Origin of the sequence: Corynebacterium pseudogenitalium, from assembly GCF_024453815.1 — a bacterium.
In the GTDB taxonomy this organism is placed as follows: domain Bacteria; phylum Actinomycetota; class Actinomycetes; order Mycobacteriales; family Mycobacteriaceae; genus Corynebacterium; species Corynebacterium pseudogenitalium.
Genome location: NZ_CP072934.1, coordinates 1,027,159 through 1,047,678 on the forward strand (window position 1 = coordinate 1,027,159; position 20,520 = coordinate 1,047,678).

Annotated in this window: 18 protein-coding genes; 16 read left to right on the forward strand and 2 right to left on the reverse strand. The window is 58.0% G+C overall.

The window, feature by feature from the left end:
- Window positions 1–4 precede the first annotated feature (4 nt).
- From KBP54_RS04940 to KBP54_RS04990, 11 genes are all read left to right on the forward strand, one after another.
- Window positions 5–574: a F0F1 ATP synthase subunit B gene (locus KBP54_RS04940; RefSeq protein WP_256006505.1), complete on the forward strand. Its 570-nt coding sequence runs from the start codon at window positions 5–7 to the stop codon at window positions 572–574.
- Between the two features lie 5 nt (window positions 575–579).
- Window positions 580–1,413, forward strand: coding sequence for a F0F1 ATP synthase subunit delta (locus KBP54_RS04945; protein WP_070362614.1), 834 nt, complete (start codon window positions 580–582; stop codon window positions 1,411–1,413).
- A 9-nt stretch (window positions 1,414–1,422) separates the two neighbouring features.
- Window positions 1,423–3,093, forward strand: a complete 1,671-nt coding sequence (gene atpA / locus KBP54_RS04950) for a F0F1 ATP synthase subunit alpha (protein WP_256006507.1) — start codon at window positions 1,423–1,425, stop codon at window positions 3,091–3,093.
- 52 nt (window positions 3,094–3,145) lie between these two features.
- The gene (locus KBP54_RS04955) at window positions 3,146–4,120 is read left to right on the forward strand and encodes a F0F1 ATP synthase subunit gamma (RefSeq protein WP_070362612.1); all 975 of its coding nucleotides are present in this window, start codon (window positions 3,146–3,148) and stop codon (window positions 4,118–4,120) included.
- A gap of 3 nt (window positions 4,121–4,123) precedes the next feature.
- Window positions 4,124–5,617, forward strand: coding sequence for a F0F1 ATP synthase subunit beta (gene atpD, locus KBP54_RS04960; protein ID WP_070362611.1), 1,494 nt, complete (start codon window positions 4,124–4,126; stop codon window positions 5,615–5,617).
- Between the two features lie 9 nt (window positions 5,618–5,626).
- A complete protein-coding gene (locus KBP54_RS04965; RefSeq protein WP_070362610.1) occupies window positions 5,627–6,001 on the forward strand; it encodes a F0F1 ATP synthase subunit epsilon in 375 nt (124 codons plus the stop codon).
- A 202-nt stretch (window positions 6,002–6,203) separates the two neighbouring features.
- Entirely contained in the window at window positions 6,204–6,644 is a 441-nt protein-coding gene (locus KBP54_RS04970; protein WP_256000481.1) for a DUF2550 domain-containing protein, read from the forward strand.
- Between the two features lie 45 nt (window positions 6,645–6,689).
- Window positions 6,690–7,382 (forward strand): endonuclease NucS, encoded by a 693-nt coding sequence (gene nucS, locus KBP54_RS04975; RefSeq protein WP_070479532.1) that lies wholly within the window; start codon window positions 6,690–6,692, stop codon window positions 7,380–7,382.
- Window positions 7,383–7,397: 15 nt separating this feature from the next.
- Window positions 7,398–7,685: a hypothetical protein gene (locus KBP54_RS04980; protein WP_071573411.1), complete on the forward strand. Its 288-nt coding sequence runs from the start codon at window positions 7,398–7,400 to the stop codon at window positions 7,683–7,685.
- 10 nt (window positions 7,686–7,695) lie between these two features.
- On the forward strand, window positions 7,696–8,001 hold the full coding sequence (locus tag KBP54_RS04985) for an MTH1187 family thiamine-binding protein (RefSeq protein WP_070362607.1): 306 nt from the start codon (window positions 7,696–7,698) through the stop codon (window positions 7,999–8,001).
- Window positions 8,002–8,004: 3 nt separating this feature from the next.
- Window positions 8,005–8,883, forward strand: a complete 879-nt coding sequence (locus tag KBP54_RS04990; protein WP_070362606.1) for a tetratricopeptide repeat protein — start codon at window positions 8,005–8,007, stop codon at window positions 8,881–8,883.
- 56 nt (window positions 8,884–8,939) lie between these two features.
- Here the strand turns inward: KBP54_RS04990 and glgB are convergent, their stop codons facing one another.
- Together glgB and KBP54_RS05000 are read right to left on the reverse strand one after the other, a co-directional pair.
- Window positions 8,940–11,144 (reverse strand): 1,4-alpha-glucan branching protein GlgB, encoded by a 2,205-nt coding sequence (glgB, locus tag KBP54_RS04995; protein ID WP_256006510.1) that lies wholly within the window; start codon window positions 11,142–11,144, stop codon window positions 8,940–8,942.
- Window positions 11,145–11,178: 34 nt separating this feature from the next.
- Window positions 11,179–13,203 (reverse strand): maltotransferase domain-containing protein, encoded by a 2,025-nt coding sequence (locus tag KBP54_RS05000; RefSeq protein ID WP_070362605.1) that lies wholly within the window; start codon window positions 13,201–13,203, stop codon window positions 11,179–11,181.
- A 210-nt stretch (window positions 13,204–13,413) separates the two neighbouring features.
- On the opposite strand from KBP54_RS05000, the gene KBP54_RS05005 reads away from it, so the two are divergent.
- From KBP54_RS05005 to KBP54_RS05025, 5 genes are all read left to right on the forward strand, one after another.
- Entirely contained in the window at window positions 13,414–14,256 is an 843-nt protein-coding gene (locus KBP54_RS05005) for an ABC transporter ATP-binding protein (protein WP_070362604.1), read from the forward strand.
- A 24-nt stretch (window positions 14,257–14,280) separates the two neighbouring features.
- On the forward strand, window positions 14,281–15,138 hold the full coding sequence (locus KBP54_RS05010; RefSeq protein WP_070362603.1) for an NUDIX hydrolase: 858 nt from the start codon (window positions 14,281–14,283) through the stop codon (window positions 15,136–15,138).
- Window positions 15,135–16,289, forward strand: a complete 1,155-nt coding sequence (locus KBP54_RS05015) for a THUMP-like domain-containing protein (RefSeq protein WP_070362602.1) — start codon at window positions 15,135–15,137, stop codon at window positions 16,287–16,289. Before KBP54_RS05010 ends, KBP54_RS05015 begins: the two co-directional genes overlap by 4 nt.
- 5 nt (window positions 16,290–16,294) lie before the next feature.
- Window positions 16,295–17,419: a cysteine desulfurase family protein gene (locus tag KBP54_RS05020; protein ID WP_070363537.1), complete on the forward strand. Its 1,125-nt coding sequence runs from the start codon at window positions 16,295–16,297 to the stop codon at window positions 17,417–17,419.
- A gap of 633 nt (window positions 17,420–18,052) precedes the next feature.
- A complete protein-coding gene (locus KBP54_RS05025) occupies window positions 18,053–20,320 on the forward strand; it encodes a hypothetical protein (RefSeq protein ID WP_256006512.1) in 2,268 nt (755 codons plus the stop codon).
- The last annotated feature ends 200 nt before the right edge of the window (window positions 20,321–20,520 follow it).

Genomic DNA, 20,520 nt, shown 5'->3' on the forward strand with positions numbered 1-20,520 from the left:
ACCAATGACTAACGTCAACGATATTTTCGTGTTGGCAGAGGGAGAGAAGCTTCCGCTCGAGACGGAGCCGTCCATTCTCCTGCCTGCCATGTACGACGTGGTTTGGTCGACCGTTGTCTTCGTCATCGTGTTCTTGCTCTTCAGGAAGTATGTCCTTCCGAAGTACCAGGAAGTGCTGGCGGAGCGCGAAGACCGAATCAAGGGCGGCATTGAGCGTGCTCAGGTTGCCCAGGCCGAGGCTAAGGCTGCTCTAGAAAAGAACAACGCTGAACTCGCTGAGGCACGCGCCGAAGCTGCTGAGATCCGTGAAGCTGCCCGGGCAAAGGGCAAGGAGATTCAGGCAGAACTTCGTGAGCGCGCTGAGGAAGAGTCTCGTCGAATTGTTGAAGCAGGCGAAAAGCAGCTTCTGGCTTCCCGCGAGCAGGTCGTCGCTGAACTGCGCAACGAGATGGGTCAGAACTCCATCAGTCTGGCAGAGCGTCTGCTGGGTACCGAGCTTTCGGATGATACCCGCCGCTCGAACACGATTGATGCTTTCCTCGCCGAACTCGACAACGTTTCTACGAGGAAGTAGGCGAAATGAAGGCAGCTAGTCGCGAAGCACAAACAAAAGTTTCTGAGCAGCTTGATCAGCTGATTCAAGGGGCAGGGGACACCGTTGCTGTTGCATTGCAGCTTGGTACGGAACTGTTCCTGACCGTGGATCAGCTGGACGCCGAGCGTGCACTGCGCATCGCTGTCGCTGATAACTCGCTTGATGCCGCGCAGCGTCGCGGGATCATCAACGATGTTTTCGGTGCCAAGGTGGCAGAGCCTACGGCACAGATCCTTGCTGCAGCAGCTTCCGAGGAGTGGTCAAACCCGCGCGAGTTCCGCGCAGGCCTGATCAACCTAGGTCGACGCGCGCTGATGAAGGGCGCGGAGGCTCAAGGGCAGTTGGAGCAGGTCGAAAACGAGCTGTACCAACTCTCCACCTTGCTTGAGAAGGAGCGGAAGCTTACTCAGCTTCTCTCCGACCGAACCGCTACAGCCGCACAGAAGCGCGGTCTGCTTGCGAATGTCATTTACGGCAAGGTCACCACGGTTACTGAAGCGCTAGCTTTGCAGGTCATTGGCCGTCCAGAACACCACCCGGTAGACGATCTCGCAGCTCTGGCAGCTGACGTCGCCGCGTTGCGTGGGAAGGCCGTGGCACGTGTGGTCACCGCACAGGCGCTCTCTGATGCGCAGCGCGATGCACTGGCACAGAAACTTGAGAACATTTACGGTCGTGAGATGGCGATCCATTCTGAGGTTGACCCCAGCCTCCTCGGTGGACTGACCATCCGAGTCGGCGATGAACTGATTGACGGGTCGACGCGCGGTAAGTTGAACCGCATGCGCACCGACCTTCTCGCCAACGCGACCCTTTAGTAAGAGATAATGCTGGAACAAACTACCGAGAGCAGGAAGAACATGGCGGAGCTGACGATCTCCTCCGATGAGATCCGTAGCGCGATAGCGAACTACACCTCGAGCTACTCCGCGGAGGCCTCCCGTGAGGAGGTCGGCGTGGTGACTTCGGCTGCAGATGGTATTGCCCAGGTTTCCGGGCTGCCAGGATGCATGACGAATGAGCTGCTCGAGTTTCCGAACGGCGTCATTGGCGTCGCACAGAACCTTGAGACCGATTCGATCGGTGTCGTGGTTCTGGGTAATTTCGAGATCCTCACCGAGGGCGACCAAGTAAAGCGGACAGGCGAAGTTCTGTCCATCCCGGTTGGGGAGGAATTCCTCGGCCGCGTTATTAACCCACTGGGCCAGCCAATTGACGGCCTTGGTCCAATTGAATCCAACGAAGAGCGCGCGCTTGAGCTGCAGGCTGCAGGCGTTCTCGACCGCCAGCCGGTTGAGGAACCAATGCAGACCGGTATCAAGGCTATTGACGCCATGACCCCAATCGGTCGTGGTCAGCGTCAGCTCGTCATTGGTGACCGTAAGACTGGTAAGACTGCAGTCTGCATCGACACGATCCTGAACCAGAAGCACTTCTGGGAGACCGGAGATCCGTCGAAGCAGGTTCGTTGCATCTACGTCGCGGTGGGCCAGAAGGGCTCCACGATCGCTGGCGTTCGTGCAACCCTCGAGCAGCACGGCGCGCTTGAGTACACCACGATTGTGGCTGCACCTGCATCCGACTCCGCAGGCTTCAAGTGGCTCGCACCATTCTCTGGTGCAGCGCTGGGCCAGCACTGGATGTACCAGGGCAAGCACGTGCTGGTGATTTACGATGACCTGACCAAGCAGGCAGAGGCATACCGTGCCATCTCGTTGCTGCTGCGTCGTCCACCAGGCCGCGAGGCATACCCAGGTGACGTGTTCTACCTGCACTCTCGTCTGCTGGAGCGTGCTGCGAAGCTCAACGATGAGCTGGGTGCAGGCTCGTTGACCGCACTGCCGATCATCGAGACGAAGGCTAACGACGTGGGTGCGTTCATTCCTACCAACGTCATCTCGATTACAGACGGCCAGGTCTTCCTCCAGTCCGACCTCTTCAACCAGGGTGTTCGCCCAGCTATTGACGTGGGTATCTCCGTGTCCCGTGTCGGTGGCGCTGCGCAGACTAAGGGTATGAAGAAGGTTGCAGGTAACCTGCGTCTCGACCTTGCTGCATACCGTGACCTGGAAGCGTTCGCTGCGTTCGCGTCCGACCTCGATGCAGCTTCGAAGCGCCAGCTCGAGCGCGGTCAGCGTCTCGTAGAGCTCCTCAAGCAGTCGGAGAACGCTCCGCAGCCTGTTGAGTTCCAGATCGTATCTATCTGGCTTGCAAACGAAGGCGCCTTTGACGTCGTTCCCGTCGAAGACGTGCGTCGCTACGAGTTCGAGCTGCAGGAGCACATTCGCTCCGTCGCTCCGGAAGTCTACGAACAGATCTCCGGTGGCGCTGCGCTCGACGATACGAGCAAGCAGACGCTGCTGCGCGTCAATGATGACTTCGCTCGCTCGTTCCAGTCCTCCACCGGTGAGCACATCGTGCGCGAGCCAGAGGCGGATCCGCTGGACAAGCGTGAGGTCAAGAAAAATACCCTTAACGTCGGCCGTTCCAAGAAGTAGTTCTTGGAACAAGACGTAAACGTCTACATATAGGAAGGGAGGAGAGTAAACCATGGCAACACTTCGCGAACTACGTGACCGTATTAGGTCTGTAAACTCCACGAAGAAAATCACTAAAGCCCAGGAGCTGATCGCGACTTCGCAGATCACCAAGGCACAGCAGCGCGTCGAAGCGGCAAAGCCGTATGCCGACGAGTTGAAAGACGTCATGGAACGCCTCGCAGCTGCGAGCTCCCTCGATCACCCCATGCTCCGTGAGCGTGAGAATGGTCGAGTCGCAGCAGTCCTCGTGGTCACATCAGACCGCGGTATGGCCGGCGGGTATAACCACAACGTGTTGAAGAAGGCAGCAGAGCTCGAGCGCATGCTTGAGGAAGCTGGCTACGAAGTCGTCCGCTACATCACGGGCGGTAAGGGCGTGACCCACTACCGTTTCCGCGATATGGAGGTCGAAGGCTCTTGGACTGGTTGGTCCCAGAAGCCTTCGTGGGAAGCGACCCACGACGTTCGTCGTCACCTGATCGACGGCTTCATGGCGAGCTCTGAAGGGACCGCTAAGTGGCGCGAGGGCCTGCATGGCCCTGAGGGTCAGGAGGTTCGTGGCTTCGACCAGGTACACGTGGTGTACACAGAATTTGTGTCGATGTTGACACAAGAAGCCAGGGTGCACCAGTTGCTCCCAATTGAGCCGGTGCTTGAGGATTACGAGTACGAGCAGGAAGACATGCTCACCACAAGTGGGGATGTGCAACCGGACATGGATTTCGAACCTGATGCGGATACGCTGATGGACGAACTGCTTCCGGCGTATGTTTCTCGCTCGCTGTACTCGATTTTCTTGGAGGCATCTGCAGCGGAGTCCGCTTCACGTCGTACGGCGATGAAGAACGCTACGGACAATGCGACCGAATTGGCGAACAACTTGTCCCGTGAGGCTAACCAAGCCCGTCAGGCAAAAATTACCCAGGAAATCACCGAGATTATCGGCGGCGCTGGCGCGCTGTCTGGTAGTGGAGAAAGTGACTAAATCATGACTACTGCTCACTCTTACGACGAGCTCGGCGAGGAGCCAACGGGTCAGGCTCAGAATGAGTCCGATTTCGCTCAGAACCCGGCAGGGTCTGAGAATGGCCGCGTCGTGCGCGTCATCGGCGCAGTCGTCGACGTGGAGTTCCCGCGTGGCGAGCTGCCCGCTTTGTACAACGCGCTTGAGGTTGACATCGACCTCGGCGAAATGTCCCGCACCATCGTGCTTGAGGTAGCCCAGTTCTTGGGTGACAGCCTCGTCCGCACGATCGCCATGGCACCAACCGACGGTCTGGTCCGTGGCGCACAGGTACGCGACTCCGGCAATCCGATCTCCGTTCCGGTTGGCGACCAGGTCAAGGGCCACGTGTTTAACGCGCTTGGTCAGTGCTTGGACGACCCATCGGTCGGCGTCGGTGGTGAGCGTTGGGGCATCCACCGCGAGCCACCAGCGTTCAAGGACTTGGAAGGTAAGACCGAGATCCTTGAGACCGGCATTAAGGTCATCGACCTGCTTACCCCTTACGTGAAGGGTGGCAAGATTGGCCTCTTCGGTGGTGCTGGTGTCGGTAAGACAGTTCTCATCCAGGAGATGATTACGCGTATTGCACGCGAGTTCTCCGGTACCTCCGTGTTCGCCGGCGTCGGCGAACGTACCCGTGAGGGTACGGACCTCTTCCTCGAGATGGAGGACATGGGCGTTCTTCCAGATACGGCCCTTGTTTTCGGCCAGATGGATGAGCCGCCAGGGGTTCGTATGCGTGTCGCGCTGTCCGGCCTGACCATGGCGGAGTACTTCCGCGATGTTCAGAACCAGGACGTGCTCCTGTTCATCGATAACATCTTCCGTTTCACCCAGGCTGGTTCTGAGGTTTCGACCCTGCTGGGTCGTATGCCATCGGCCGTGGGCTACCAGCCAACGCTGGCAGACGAGATGGGTGTTCTCCAGGAACGCATTACCTCGACCAAGGGCCGTTCGATTACGTCGCTGCAGGCAGTTTATGTTCCGGCTGACGACTACACCGACCCGGCTCCGGCCACGACCTTCGCTCACCTGGACGCGACGACCGAGCTTTCGCGTTCCATTGCTTCCAAGGGTATTTACCCAGCAGTGGATCCGCTGACCTCGACCTCGCGCATCCTTGAGCCAGGTATCGTTGGCGAGCGTCACTACGAGGTTGCACAGCGAGTTATCGGTATTCTGCAGAAGAACAAGGAACTGCAGGACATCATCGCAATTCTCGGTATGGACGAGCTTTCCGAAGAGGATAAGGTCACGGTTATGCGTGCTCGTAAGATCGAGCGCTTCCTGGGCCAGAACTTCTTCGTCGCTAAGAAGTTCACCGGCGACGAGGGCTCCTACGTACCTCTCGAGGAGACCATCGATGCCTTCGAGAAGCTGTGCAACGGTGAATTCGATGCATACCCAGAGCAGGCATTCAACGGCCTGGGTGGCTTGGATGACGTTGAGGCTGCCTACAAGAAGCTGCAGGGCTAGGAGGCAATAATGGCTGAACTTACCGCTCAATTAGTCTCGGTAGACCGTTTGCTCTGGAAGGGTCCAGCAAGCATCGTGACTGCTCAGACTACCGAAGGTGAGATCGGCATTCTGCCTGGCCACGAACCCATCCTTGGTCAGCTCAAGGACAATGGTGTCGTGACCATCCGCCCAATCGACGGCGAGCGCATCGTCGCCGCCGTCCAGGGTGGGTTCCTTTCCGTGCAAGGTGACAAAGTGACCATTCTTGCGGATTACGCCATCTTCGCCCACGAAGTGAATCGTGATGAAGCTCAGGCAGAGCTTCAGAACATTGATGACGCACTCGCGAAGTCTCGTGCAGAGGCCGAGCTTGCTGCCGTCCGTCGCAGTGAATCTCGCTAACGCGGTCACCGCGTAGGAGGAAGGTAGAGCGCCACGCTCAACCTTGTAAAGCCCCGCTGTTTTAGCAGCGGGGCTTTCCGTTTCTTCGTTGCTTGCACTGGCAGCGAAGGTCGCTAAAATGAAGCGCATACTTTCATCAAGGTCGGTTTGAACGAAGCAGAGGTGCAATGTGATCGTTTTACTGTACGTGGCATTGTTCTTTGTGTTCTTTGTTATCACTGTGTGCGTGTGGCGCTTTTTAATGTTCCGCAACTCCGGCGCGATAGGCCTGTTCCGACAACTCCCGGCCACCGGGGTCCACGGTTGGCGCCACGGTGTGCTAATCTATCACGCGGAGGAGCTCCGTTTTTATAAACTGCGGTCCTTGTCATTCCAGTACGACATGTGCATTGAGCGCACCCAGACCAGCTTCGAGGGAATGCGAGCGCTGAGTCAAGAAGAGCAGTCGTTCATGCCAGGGATTAAGGAAGCCGTACTGCTGCACGGTGCCGATGGCGATATTGAATTCGCGGGCCAGAAGCGCGCGCAGATGGCGTTGATTTCATGGATTGAGTCTGCACCTGATGAGCGGCAGGAAAAGGTTGATTACGAGGCGCTGCGTCGGCGTGCGCTGCGTGACCGCGGCCGCGATCAGCGCTACTAGCGGGATAATTCCGTACAGAATGACACGACCGGTAGCCTAGTATCCATGCGTCTTGTCATTGCTCGCTGTTCAGTAGATTATGTTGGTCGTCTCGATGCGCATTTGCCGTCTGCGCTTCGCCTTATTTTGATGAAAGCTGACGGGTCTGTGTCGATCCACGCAGACGACCGTGCTTATAAACCACTGAACTGGATGACACCGCCGTGCACGATACGTGAACAAGCCGTCGTGGATATTGATGGGGAAGACACGGGGGACGAGTTGTGGATCGTGGAGAACCCAAAAGGCGAACAGCTTCGCATAACGGTCGAGGAGATCGTGTCTGATACCAACGTGGAGCTCGGTGAAGATCCAGGTCTTGTGAAGGACGGGGTGGAAGCGCACCTACAGGAGCTGTTGGCTGAGCATATTTCTACGCTCGGCGATGGGTTTACGCTCGTCCGCCGTGAGTATCCGACGGCGATTGGCCCAGTTGACCTGCTCGCCAAGGATGCAGACGGCAAGACAGTTGCCGTTGAGGTGAAACGCCGGGGAGGGATCGACGGCGTCGAGCAGCTCAGCAGGTATGTTGAACTGCTTAACCGCGATAGCGTACTTCGTCCAGTACAGGGTGTGTTCGCTGCGCAGGAGATTAAGCCTCAGGCCCGCACGCTCGCGGAAGATCGTGGTTTTCGCTGTATTGTGCTGGACTATGACGACCTGCGTGGAATTGAATCAGATGAGCTGCGCCTGTTTTAGAGGAGCGATGTAGCAGTGCCGCGAAGAAATCGGCGTCAAAACATCCAGCCGAGCTATATACTCCCGCGGGATGGGTCCACCTTTATCGGCACCCAGGAAATGGAAGGGCCGCGGTGGACGCATGGTGAGATCTACAAAGTGCGACAGATTGGCTCTTCCGCAGCGCGGAAGTTCTACGTGTGCCCGGGATGTAATCAGAACATTCCTCCGGGAGTAGCCCATGTCGTTGCGTGGCCGAAAGAAGTGGGGCGCGGGGCGGATGATCGTCGGCACTGGCATAAACATTGTTGGTCGAGGCGGTAGGGTATGAGGCATGATTGCAGCATTTTCAGTAGCACCAGCCGTCACTGACACGCCGAACGCGGAGATGTCGCAGGCCGTGGCACGCGCCGTGAAAGTAGTTCGTGAATCGGGGCTGCCGAATGAGACGACAGCCATGTTCACCACGGTTGAGGGTGAATGGGACGAAGTCATGGACGTTATTAAGCGTGCGACGCAAGCGGTGGAGGAAGTGTCTCCACGTGTTTCGCTGGTGATTAAGGCGGATATCCGCCGTGGGTTTACAGATATGCTCCACCAGAAGATGGAGTCTTTGAACAAGCATCTTGAGGAGAACTAGGACGTGACAGGACCACAATTTACGGCAGGGGCCGTTGATTTAGCTCAGGTAGCGAAGCAAGCGGAGGCCCGCGAGGAAATGCAGCGCGAGGGGTTTGTCCCAGTATTTACGGTTACTGAGGCAGATTTGGAAGCCAAGGTACTGCAGCGCTCAATGCAGATTCCGGTTGTCGTTCATGTCGGTAGTGCGCGTTCAGCTGATTCGGAGTCGCTACGGGCGACGTTGACCAAGTTGGCTACCGGTCAGCGAGGATTCGCGTACGCATACGTTGATGCTGATGCCACTCCGCAGATCGCGCAGGCGCTTGGTGTACGGATTGTTCCGACTACGCTCGCGCTTGCTGCTGGGCGCCCACTGACGAGCTTCGAGGGGGATCAGTCGGAGGAAGAATTGAAGCCTTGGCTCGAGGCATTGGTGAGCAACGTTGGCAGGCAGTTGCAGGGCCTAGACGAGGAGCCCGTTGAGGATGCTGCCCCAGCAGAGGACCCGCGTTTGGAAGAGGCAGCTCGTGCGATGCAGGCAGGTGATTTCGATCAGGCTACGGCTATCTACGATGCGATGCTGAGCGAGGAGCCTGGTAACAAAGAGGTTGCGCAGGCGAAGGCGACGGTGGCCGTCGTCAAGCGGCTTGACCCTGCGAACTTGTCGGTTGATCCTATTGCTGATGCTGCGGAGCACCCTGACGATGTCGCGAAACAGCTGGTGGCTGCTGATGCTGAGCTCGTGTCCGGTGCGCCTGAGAAAGCATTCGACCGTCTGTTGGGCTTGGTCAAGCAGTCACCGGAGGCGAAAGAGCGACTGCTCGAGCTCTTCGGGCTTTTCGACGCCAGCGATCCGCGAGTATTGTCCGCTCGTACGAAGCTTGCGAGTGCACTGTTCTAACGAAACATGCAAAAGCCCGGACCTGCAGGAACTTCTGAGGCCCGGGCTTTGTTGATTTAGCGGCGAAGCTTGTACAGCTGTGCGCTCATCGCTGGGACGTGCAGCTCGATCGAGTGCGGGAATCGATCCCACTCGACGTCGTCGCTATGCACGGTGTGTGGCAGGTCGTTGTTAGCGCCACCGTAGACACCTGCGTCCGTGTTGATGAGTAGTTCCCACTCACCGTCGACTGGTAGGCCGATCCGGTAGTGCGGCTGCGAAGAACCGGACATGTTGATGACGGCCAACACAGGGTTGCCCTCGGTATCCCACCGGAGGTAGGCGAGGATGTTGTGCTGTGAGTCGTCGCCCTTGACCCACTGGAATCCGGCAGGCACGTTGTCCTGCGCGTACAACGCAGGGGTGTCGACGTACACCCGGTTGAGGTCGCGAACCAGTTGCTGGATACCGCGGTGGTACTCGTGGCCCCAGCCGTCGGAAATATTATCCCAGTTGATTGAGTTCGCTTCGTCCCACTCGGTGGTCTGGCCCCAGTCACAGCCCATGAAGAGGAGCTGCTTGCCTGGGTGGGAGAACATATAGCCGAAGAGCGTGCGAAGGCCTGCAGCCTTGTTCCAGTCATCGCCTGGCATGCGCTGCCAGAGGGAGCCCTTGCCGTGGACTACTTCGTCGTGGCTAAACGGCAGGACGTACTGCTCGGAAAACGCGTAGACCAGTGAGAACGTGATTTCGTTGTGGTGGTATGAGCGGTGAATCGGGTCGAGAGAGAAGTACTCGAGGGTGTCGTTCATCCAGCCCATGTTCCACTTCAGGGAGAAACCGAGGCCGTCGTTTTCCGTCATAGCGGTCACGCCTGGCCAAGCAGTAGACTCCTCCGCGATGGTCACGATGCCTGGGTGGTTGCGGTGAACCGTTGCGTTCATCTCTTGCAGGAATTGGACGGCGTCCCAGTTTTCGCGCCCACCAAACTGGTTCGGGAGCCATTCGCCAGGCTGGCGGGAGTAATCGAGGTAGAGCATTGATGCGACGGCGTCGACGCGGAGGCCATCGATGTGGAACTCTTCGCACCAGTACAGGGCGTTAGCGACCAGGAAGTTGCGAACTTCGTTGCGTCCGAAGTCAAAGACGTAGGTGCCCCAGTCTTTCTGCTCACCACGGCGCCAGTCGGGGTGCTCGTAGAGGGCGGTGCCGTCGAAGCGGGCGAGTGCCCAGTCATCCTTCGGGAAGTGGGCTGGCACCCAGTCGACGATGACCCCGATGCCTGCTGCGTGTAGGTCGTTGACGAGTGCGCGGAAATCATCTGGAGTTCCCCAACGGGCGGTTGGAGCGTAGTACCCCGTGACCTGGTAGCCCCAAGAGCCACCGAATGGATGCTCGGCTACCGGGAGGAACTCGACATGGGTGAAGCCGTTTTCCATGAGGTACGGTACGAGCTCGTCGCGCATCGTCTGGAAGGTTGCGCCCTTCTTCCATGAGCCGACGTGGCACTCGTAGACGCTCATTGGGGAGTTGGTCGGGTCTGCTTCGCAGCGCTTTTGCGCCCAATCCTCATCTGTCCACTTGAACTCGGAAGGGGCGGCAACCACGGAGACGGTCTCTGGAGGTGTCAGCGTTTGCTTCGCCAGAGGGTCGGCCTTGTCGATGCGACGGCCGTCGGACGTCTGTACTGCAAATTTGTACGTGGTGCCTGCCTCAATGCCCGGGATGAAGATCTCCCACACTCCAGTCGAACCGAGGACGCGCATCGGGTACTGGTTTGGGTTCCATGCACAGAAGTCACCGACGACGGCTACGCCCTGTGCGTTCGGGGCCCATACAGCGAACGAGGTACCAGTGACGGTGCCGAGCGTCGTCTCGTAGGTACGGACGTTGGCGCCGAGCACCTCCCAGAGACGCTCGTGGCGGCCTTCGCTAATCAGGTGCAGGTCGAGCGTGCCGAGTGTAGGCAGGAAGTGATATGCGTCGGCGACGGTCACCGGGTCGCCCTCGGGGTAGTGCACCTTGAAGCGATAGTCGGGCGCAGTGGTGTCGGTCAAGCCGATCGCCCAAATATCGTCGCCAAGGGACTGCATTTGCCGGATCTCATCGTGGATGAGTAACTCGACGTTCGTTGCGCCGAGGAATCGGGTGCGAATGAGGGAGCCCTCGGGTGCTGCGTGCCATCCGTAGAAGTCGTGCGGTGCGTGGTGCTTGCATTCGAGGAGGCGGTGCCGATCGTGTGCCGGGATCAGCAGTGCTGGGTTGACTGAATTTGCAGACATAATGATCTTTCTAGCGTCTGTTTGGTCGCGGTTGTTATGGGCGGTAGTCGTGATCTGAAATTTGTCGGAATGCGAGCGCTTCTCGCTTCTGCGGCGCAACATCAGGCAGCTTCAGAATGTGAGCGACGTTGACTTCCGGTGCGAGGCGCACGTAGTTTTCTGATCCCCAGTCGTAGTACGCGTCAGTTACCAAGTCATGGACGGCAAACTGCGCACCATATTCGAGACCAACTGCCGGCGCGTCGAGGTACAGCGTGCCTTCCTGCGCGTTCCAAGGGTCGAGATTAACGACGACGAGGACCGCGTTGCCAGAGATCGCATCGACCTTCGAGTACGCGAGGATCTGGTCGTTGTCCACGTGATGGAAGCGAATTTGACGTAGCTGCTGCAGCGCAGGCTGCGCCTTGCGGAAGCGGTTCAGCGAAGTGATGTAAGGCTCTAGAGACTGCCCGTTATCGAGGGCTGTCTGGAAGTCGCGTGGGCGCAGTTCATACTTCTCGGAGTGGTTGTACTCTTCGCTACCTTCTGCGACGGCTTCGCCTTCGAAGAGCTCAAAGCCGGAATATACGCCCCACAATGGGCTCATTGTGGCGGCAAGCGTGGCGCGAATTGCGAACGCGGCTGGACCTCCGTACTGCAGCGAGGCGTGCAAGATGTCAGGCGTGTTCACGAAGAGGTTCGGGCGCGAGACATCCGCGACGTCGACCATGTGCTCAGCGAAGTCGATGAGGTCACCCTTAGATACTTTCCAGGTGAAGTGAGTGTAGGACTGGGAGAACCCTGCCTTCGACAGCCCGTACATCACTGGTGGGCGGGTAAACGCTTCGGCCAAGAAGATGACGTCGGGGTGCGTCTCGTGGACGCGGGTGATCAACCAGTGCCAGAAGTTCACCGGCTTCGTGTGCGGATTGTCCACACGGAACGTTCGGATGCCCAGGTCTACCCAGTACATGACAACCCGGTAAATCTCCTCGTAGACCTTCTCCGGGTTGTTATCGAAGTTGATCGGGTAGATGTCCTGGTACTTTTTCGGCGGGTTCTCGGCGTAAGCAATCGTGCCGTCTTCCAAGATGGTGAAGAAGTCGGGGTGCTCGCTCGCCCAAGGGTGATCCGGCGCAGCCTGCAAGGCCAAATCCAGCGCTACCTCCAATCCGAGTTCGTGCGCATGGTCAAGCATCGCGCAAAACTCTTTCTCACCACCGAGCTGCGGGTGGAAGGCATCGTGCCCACCGTCTCGTGAACCGATCGCCCACGGGGAGCCGACATCACCCTCCTCGGCGACAAGTGTGTTGTCTTTGCCCTTCCGGTTGATCTCACCGATTGGGTGGATAGGAGGGAAGTAGACCGTGTCAAAGCCCATTGCAGCAACGCGATCGAGCGCCTTCGCAGTGGTAGCCCAGGTACCGTGAACCGGGTTGCCTTCATCGTCCCAACCGCCGGTGGAACGCGGGAAGAGCTCGTACCACGAGTTCACCAGCGCATCGCGTCGTTCTACGTAGATATCGCAAATAGGCCCATGGGTGACGAGCTCCCGAAGCGGAAAAGCATTGAGTACTTCGAGTACTTCGTCAGAAATGCCGGCGAGAATTCGTTCAGCCAGTGGCAGCGCGGGATTATCAAGCGCCGCAGCGGCCCGTTCGAGCACCTCGCGGTCTGGGGCCGGAGTCTGCGCAATTGCGGCTTCAAAAAGGTGGATGCCGTGGGCGATGTCGTTCGCCATTTCTTCGGTAGTCTGCCCGGCCTCCAGCTTCTTTGTGACGGCGTTGCGCCACGTCGCCATGACGTCACTCCACGCATCAACGCGGTAGCGCCACAGCCCCTGAGCATCGGGGACAAACACCGCATGGGTGTAGTCCGGGCGGTACGGTTCTTGCTGCATGTGAATGGAGTACTGTTCTCCATTCGGATCCGTAATAACCAAGCTTGCAGCGATAGCGTCGTGGCCTTCTCTCCACACCAGGGCAGAGACTGGCACAACCTCACCTACCACCGCCTTTGCCGGAAGAGTTCGCCCGGAAACTTGAGGGCGTACGTCGTCGATACCAAAGCGTGCAACCATGTCGTTTTTGTCCTCACATGTGGCCGATGGAAGTCGGACACACCTATAGGTGTGCTCTTTCTTCTCTCAGACTAGCTAACTCTCGCGTTAAATATCGACATAAGGGTTCGCTTTCATCCGTGGCGATTCTCATACAACGATATGGTTACACTGAGAACTCAGTCGCTTGTTTTTCTATCCACCAAGACGCCGAAGTAGAAAGAAGCCAGAATGGTAGCCGTGAACGAACCAACCACTGATCCAGATCTGCTTATCGACTTCCGAGGAGTCGAGTTTATTCGCGGAGGCAACACGCTTGTTGGCCCTATCGACTGGCAGGTGGAGCTCGACGAACGTTGGGTCATCGTCGGCCCAAATGGCGCCGGCAAGACCACACTGATCCGAATGGCGGCTGCCCAAGAGTTCCCATCGCGCGGCGTCGCATTCGTACTCGGAGAGCGCATCGGTAAAACAGATATGCGTGACCTTCGCGCGGCAATCGGATTGACGTCCTCAGCGATTGCTTCGATGATTCCGCCAAGTGAAAAAGTTGGCGACGTCGTCGTCTCCGCAGGCTACGCGGTCGTCGGGCGTTGGCGCGAGCAGTACGAGGACGTCGACTACGAGCAAGCACTCGAAGTCCTGGAACAGGTCGGGGCTATGCACCTTATCGACCGCACGTGGGGAACGCTCTCAGATGGAGAAAAGAAGCGCGTCCTCATCGCCCGCGCGGTCATGATCGACCCAGAACTGCTCATCATGGACGAACCGGCGGCAGGTATGGATCTCGGCGGACGCGAGGACCTCATCGCATACCTCGGCGACCTCGCACTCGACCCCGATGCGCCAGCTATGGTGATGATCACCCACCATCTGGAAGAAATCCCATATGGTTTTACACATGCCTTGCTGCTCGACGAAGGAACAGTGATCGCCCAAGGTCTTATCGAAGACGTATTGACCAGTGAAAACGTCTCTAAGGCGTATCATCAGCCAATCGAAGTGCAGCACGACGACGGCCGGTTCTATGCACGCCGTGCACGAAGCGCACGAAGTGGTGCGCACCGCGCATAACACCACGCGAGGAGGTGGAGCACCGTGTACCGCAAAACCGGCGCATTTTCTGTCGACGCAACAGACGCCGTCGACGCAACAGAAACCAGTGGGTTCAACGGGTCACGCCTGTCTGCCACCGTCATCCTCATCCGCGACACTCCCGACGGAATCAAGGTGTGGATGCAAGAACGAGTCATGAGCATGAAAAACTACCCAGGCATGACAGTTTTTCCCGGAGGTGGCGTCGATAGTCGCGACTTCCCACCCCGCGCCTGGAATGACGGAGACCTGTGGATTGGCAAGTCGGCAGTCTCTGTTGCACGAAGGCTCGGCGTCACCAAATACAAGGCACATGCCCTGCTGTTTGCCGCTGTTCGCGAATTGTTCGAAGAAACCGGAACACTGCTCGCCGTTGACGACGAAGGAACCCTACTCGGCGACGCACGTCCTTTCCACGACCAACGGCTCAAACTCGTCTCGCACGAGATCTCGCTTACGGACATGCTGCAGGCCAATGAACTCAACGTCTGCAGCGACCTCCTCATCCCATTTGCACGCTGGGTAGGTTGCTCGCACCGAGGTAACTGGTTCGACACCTTCAGCTTCCTCGCAAAAGCACCCATCGGACAAGAACCAGACGCGGAAACCGGCGAGGCAGACGACGCAAACTGGTTCTCCCCGAAGCTACTCATGGAAGGATGGCGCGCCGGGCTCGTTCGCTTCGTGCCATCAACATGGGGGCAACTCCAACAGCTGTGCTCCTGCGACACCTTCGAGGATGCGGTCAAACTTGCACGCAACGCCGACATGCGCCCGATCATCGGAGACCCCGCCGATGATCCGCGCTACCACGAGTTTTTCCACCAGCACCCGACAGATAGGATCGGGACGCCCAAATGAGTTTTACTTTGGACGAGGTTGGGTTCCTACGGGACAACCTGCAAAAGATTCTGGCGCTTGGACCGGACCTCGAACTCATTCCAAGTACGCTAATTCGCGACAGAGCCGTACTGGAAAAGGAATTCGGCGATCATGCCCGTGTCGTTTCGGAGTTACTCGCTGCGCAGCGCAGCGCCCGTGGGAAGATGCCCGAACATTGGCTTACCGATAGCGACGCCGCGCAACAAGCAACGCCACAGCTCGTTGCCGAATACAGAGCGCAGCTGATCAAGGATTTCGGAGCAGCCACGGTCCACGACGTGACCTGTTCAGTGGGAAGCGAAGGGGCGTCGATAAGAAAACAACAGCTCTCTTGGATAGGCTCCGATCTCGATCGCGTACGGCTTGCGATGGCTCAAGCAAACCTTGCCGACGCCAACGTGCTCCTCTGCCAAGCCGATGCACTGCAACCCATTAGCCGCGCCGATGTCATCGTGGCTGACCCAGCACGACGCGCCAACGGCCGACGAATCACCGACCCAGCAAAACTCCTACCACCCCTGCCAGACCTCGTGGAAGCACATCGTGGCAGAGAACTCGCAGTAAAGTGTGCACCCGGAATCGACTACAGCGAGTGGAGCGGGCTCGTCAGCGTCGTCTCTCTCGATGGCGGCGTCAAAGAAACCTGCCTGTACACAGAAGGTTTCGGATCCGGCATTCGCGAAGCGGTGGTGCTGCGCGCGGACGGTTCGCGAGAGATAGTGAGGTCGGACGAGCCTGACGACACCACTGTCGCCGAACCAGGTACTTGGATGATCGAGCCCGACGGAGCGATCATCCGCGCCGGGCTAGTTCGCCACTGGGCGCACCGGCACAGCTTGTGGATGGTGGACCCGCACATTGCATTTCTTACGGGTGATGAGCTTCCCGCAGCAACGAGTGGCTTCCGTTTCTTAGAGGCTGTGCCGTTCAAGCGTCTTAAGGCAGCACTGGCCAACTATCAAGCGGGGGCGCTTGAGATCCTCGTACGCGGGGTAGACGTCAACCCGGACCAGCTTCGGAAGAAGATGAAGCTGAAAGGGCACCGACAGATGGCGGTACTTATTGCGCGAACAGGCAACAGCCCGACTGCATACATTTGCGAGGCAAGGGAGCATCAGCGCGTAGGGTAGTGCGCATGAAGTATCTCGATCACGCTGCAACTACTCCGATGCGTCAGGTAGCAATCGATGCCTGGGTTGAACACGCAGGTGCGTTGAATCCCGGTGCGCAACACGCAGCGGGACGCCAAGCCAACGCGGTGCTTGCCGATGCAAGAGAACAAGTCGCGGAGTTGCTTGGCGCGGACCCGGTTGAAGTGATTTTCACAGGCTCGGGCACCGAGGCAGACAACATCGCGGTCCGCGGTCTCTACGAAGCCATGCGTGGCAAGCAAGGGGACCGGGTGGTGTGTTCACCGGTTGAGCACTCGGCAGTGCTCGAGACTGTCAAGGCACTAGGAGCACAGCACGTGGATTGGCTCCCGGTAGGCGACGACGGCCACCTGTCGGACCTCGAGGCGCTTGACACTCCGGCAGCTGTGGCCGCAGTGATGTGGGCAAACAATGAGACTGGCGCACTCCAGCCAGTGAAGGAGGTTGTTCGCAGAGCTGCGCTTCAGAACACTCCTGTTCATGTGGATGCTGTGCAGGCCGTTGGAAAGGTCCCCGTTCACTTCCACGACCTCGGTGCTACCACATTGGCAGCGAGCGCACATAAGTTTGGTGGGCCACGCGGAACCGGCCTACTGCTAGCGAAACGCTCGCCGGCGCCGACCGCATCGATTCACGGTGGCGGCCAGGAACGTGGACTGCGACCAGGGACGGTAGACGTGGCCTCTGCCGCTGCAACAGCTGTAGCACTGGCGGAAGCATGCTCTGAGATGGATCGTGAACGCGAACGCGTGAAGGAACTTCGCGATGCACTCGTGGCAGGTGTACAGCGTGAGGTCCCGGACGTGGTGGTAACAACCCAGGAGCCAGCTGTGGAGGGGCATGCCCACTTCATGTTCCGCGGTGCCCACGGGGACGCGATGCTGATGCTGCTCGACTCGTTGGGCATCGCTGTATCAACTGGGTCTACATGCGCAAGTGGTGTGACCCGAATGAGTCATGTGCTTGAGGCGATGGGCGTGGAGGAAGCGCTCGGCTTGGGCGCGCTACGAATTTCGCTGGGGCGAACGAACACACGTGAGGACGTCGACTACTTTGTCCAGAACATCGCTGATGTAGTTGCGAAGGCGCGAGCGGCGGGGAACATGTAGATCTCACGCGATAGTGGGCGAGTTAACGTCGATGTGTTGGCGTTGTTTGCCGGGCCCGAACCAGTACAAGCATCATGCTGGTTCGGGCCTTTCATACTTTCGACCCAACCCAACGGGGGTAAAACACGGGGGTGGCAACTGTTCAACGATCGCGAAAAGGTCTGCCTAACGCATCCATAGGGCCTAAGTTTGACTACACCAGACCACGAAAGGTTTTTAGTATAAAAAGGTTGTGTATTAATAGCGTCGGCGACACGTGTCGAATGACATATGTCGTGCCTGGTAATCCCGATTTGTTAAGTATTCTCTTACCCACTGTTGCACTAGAGGGCATAATATACGGGTGGGTTGATTGTTGAACACCCGTCGACAGGTGTCGGTGAGTTTGTTGAACATGTTGGGTTTGCTGCGATGGTTTCTGAGTGTTTTTTAAGCTATGTGTGCAGGTTGTGGGGCTAGATGTGTTGAACAATCCGGGTTTTGTAGGCGTGTTTTTGCCTGTTTGGTTGGGGCGTTGTGGGCTGATTAGCCATGTATAGTTGCGGTGCATAAACTTGGGGTCAGAACAACGAAGGGTTTCATGTTCCACCGGTTGGGTGGTGCGTGATGGAAGGTATAAGGATTGTGACAACGATGATGAACAGCATTGCGCGGAAGGTATGCGTAGCAGCGTGTGTGTTGGCCGTTGCGGCTAATGGTGCACAGGTTGCTCACGCGGAGATGGCTGTTGCTGACTCGTCGGTCACAGTGACCGCTGACGGGCCGGGTGCGGTCTTTCACAACTCGGTAACACAGCCGGGTCGTATTTCGACGTTGAAGTTTACGGATGCCCGCTCCATTGCAGGCAGCCAGGAGTCCTCACTGTACGTGGACTTGCGTGCCGATGGTGCGTTGGTGGATTTAGAGTCTGGCCTTAACGTGGATACCTACCGCGATGGTAACACCCAGGTGGTCATCTACCGCGGTGAAGACCAGGACGCTGGTGTGTCAGTGGAGCGTGAATACCGCTTTGATGGCAACCGTGTCGATGTCATTGTGCGGGTGACCAACAACAAGGATGCTTCAGCGTTTGTGCAGGCGGATCTGACGAACCAGATTAACTCCCAGGTCGGGCTTTCCGGCTCCTATACGGATGGGAAGTTTGTTGTTGCCCCGGCACAGCTTGGCTATGAGACCTCGGTGGCCTTTGATAATGCAACCTCGTCTGGTGTAGCCGATGCGTTCCAGCGCACCACGGCTGCCGGTGAGGTTGGGTTTGTGGATCCAGCAGGGGCCAGCTTCCAGCGTGGTCGTTGGTTTGAGCGCATTGATGCTGGTGCAACGTTGACTGCCGCTATGCACATGGAGGTTGCAACCCAGGACAGTGCTGTTGATTCTGATGGTGACGGTCTGCCGGATATGTGGGAACGCGAAGGCGTTACCCTAAGCGACGGTACGGCCATGCCACTGAATCAGTGGGGTGCTGATCCTGAGCGACCGGATTTGTTCCTGCAGCTTAATTGGATGAACTCGCAGTGGCAGCAGGCTGGCTGCGACACACCTGGTGCGGATGCTGCCATGTGTGCGCAGATGTCGGTGGCAAGCTACCGCCCACACCGCGATATTTTGCAGCAACTGGTGGATCGCTTCGACCAGTACGGGGTCAACCTGCACATCGATGCCGGTGATACCTACACCAACATTGCAAACTACCCGACGCGTCATGGTGGACAGACTGAGCCGTACGCCCCGTACTACTTCGAGGGCACCATCCCGGGCATGAAGCTGGTCGATAATATCGATACCATTTTGGGTGCACGTGCGGCAGTCTTCCGCGTTGGTGTCATTGGGGACCAGATGCAGCGTGGCCACTGGGGTACCGGCTTGGCCCTGGTTGCGGATAACTCGTTTTATGTTGCCAAGCATGAACGCATGCGCACCGATGATCAGCTGCGCAACACGATCATGCACGAGCTCGGCCACACGCTGGGGCTCAACCACAATGGTTCGATGAAGTTCGCCAACGAGGTCCCGCAGTCGGATTACCTGCCGAACTACTACTCGGTGATGAACTACCTCTACCAGTTCACCCACTTTAACTACTCGGATGAAGAATCCGTCTCCGGTGGGCCACTGCCAGAGGTATGCAACCAGCCAGGCATGGACTGCTACAAAGGTGACTACCGTGTGCCAGCCGACTGGGACAACCTGATGATCAACACCGGCAAGATTGGTAAGGACTACAACTCCACCATCGGTGCCGCCGATGTGAAGGTTGATGGTAAAGCGCTTGCCGCGCAGCAGGAAGCGATGCAGCAAGCTGAGGCCGCGCAGGGCAGTGCGAAGGTTGCTGTTGTAGGTGACCCTGAGCTTCACCGTGGTGAGAATACGGTGAGCTTGAAGGTTGCAAATCCTGGGTTGGATGCAGCCCGGATGCGCCTTGAGGTGATCTACCCGTCTGGGAAGGCCGAGCAGGTTGTCACGGTTGCAGGCCAAGGCGAGGCGACGGTTGCGCTGCCAATCAGTGTTGGTGTGGTGAAGACGTCGTCGTTGCCGTTGGATGTGCGTGTGGTCAATGAGGATGGCTCCCAAGCCTTTGCTGGCCGGTTTGATGTTGCCGCGGTCATGGATGCGGATGTTGATGGTGATGCGATGGCTGGTGCGCCTCGTAAACCGCAGCAGAATACGCAGACTGCCCCGACGACGGCGAAGGCTGGTAAGCATGAGTCTTCGCAGCAGTTGACGACGGCGCAGCGCCCAGCGGCGAGTGTGCAGGATGATCGTCAGGATGCGGCAAGCAAGGATCGTATCCAGGCGGAGGGTGAGACGAATATTGCGGCGATTGTTGCTCCGATTGTGGTGCTGCTGCTGTTAATTGGTGGTGGTGTTGCCGCGGCGATGTCTGGTGGTCTGCACTTCTAGCTAGTTGTTCTGTGGGGCCTGTGGTGCCGGGAGTGTTCCCGGTGCCGAGGGCTCCGTTTTTCTATTGTGTGTCGGGCTGGGGTGTGGGATTGTTCCCCGGCAGCACGAACTATTTTCGAGTGGCATGAGGGGGTGCACCAGAATCCGGGTTTTGCCGCCCGTCGTGACGAGAACTTGCTGGTCGTGTCTGCGTGTGGTGG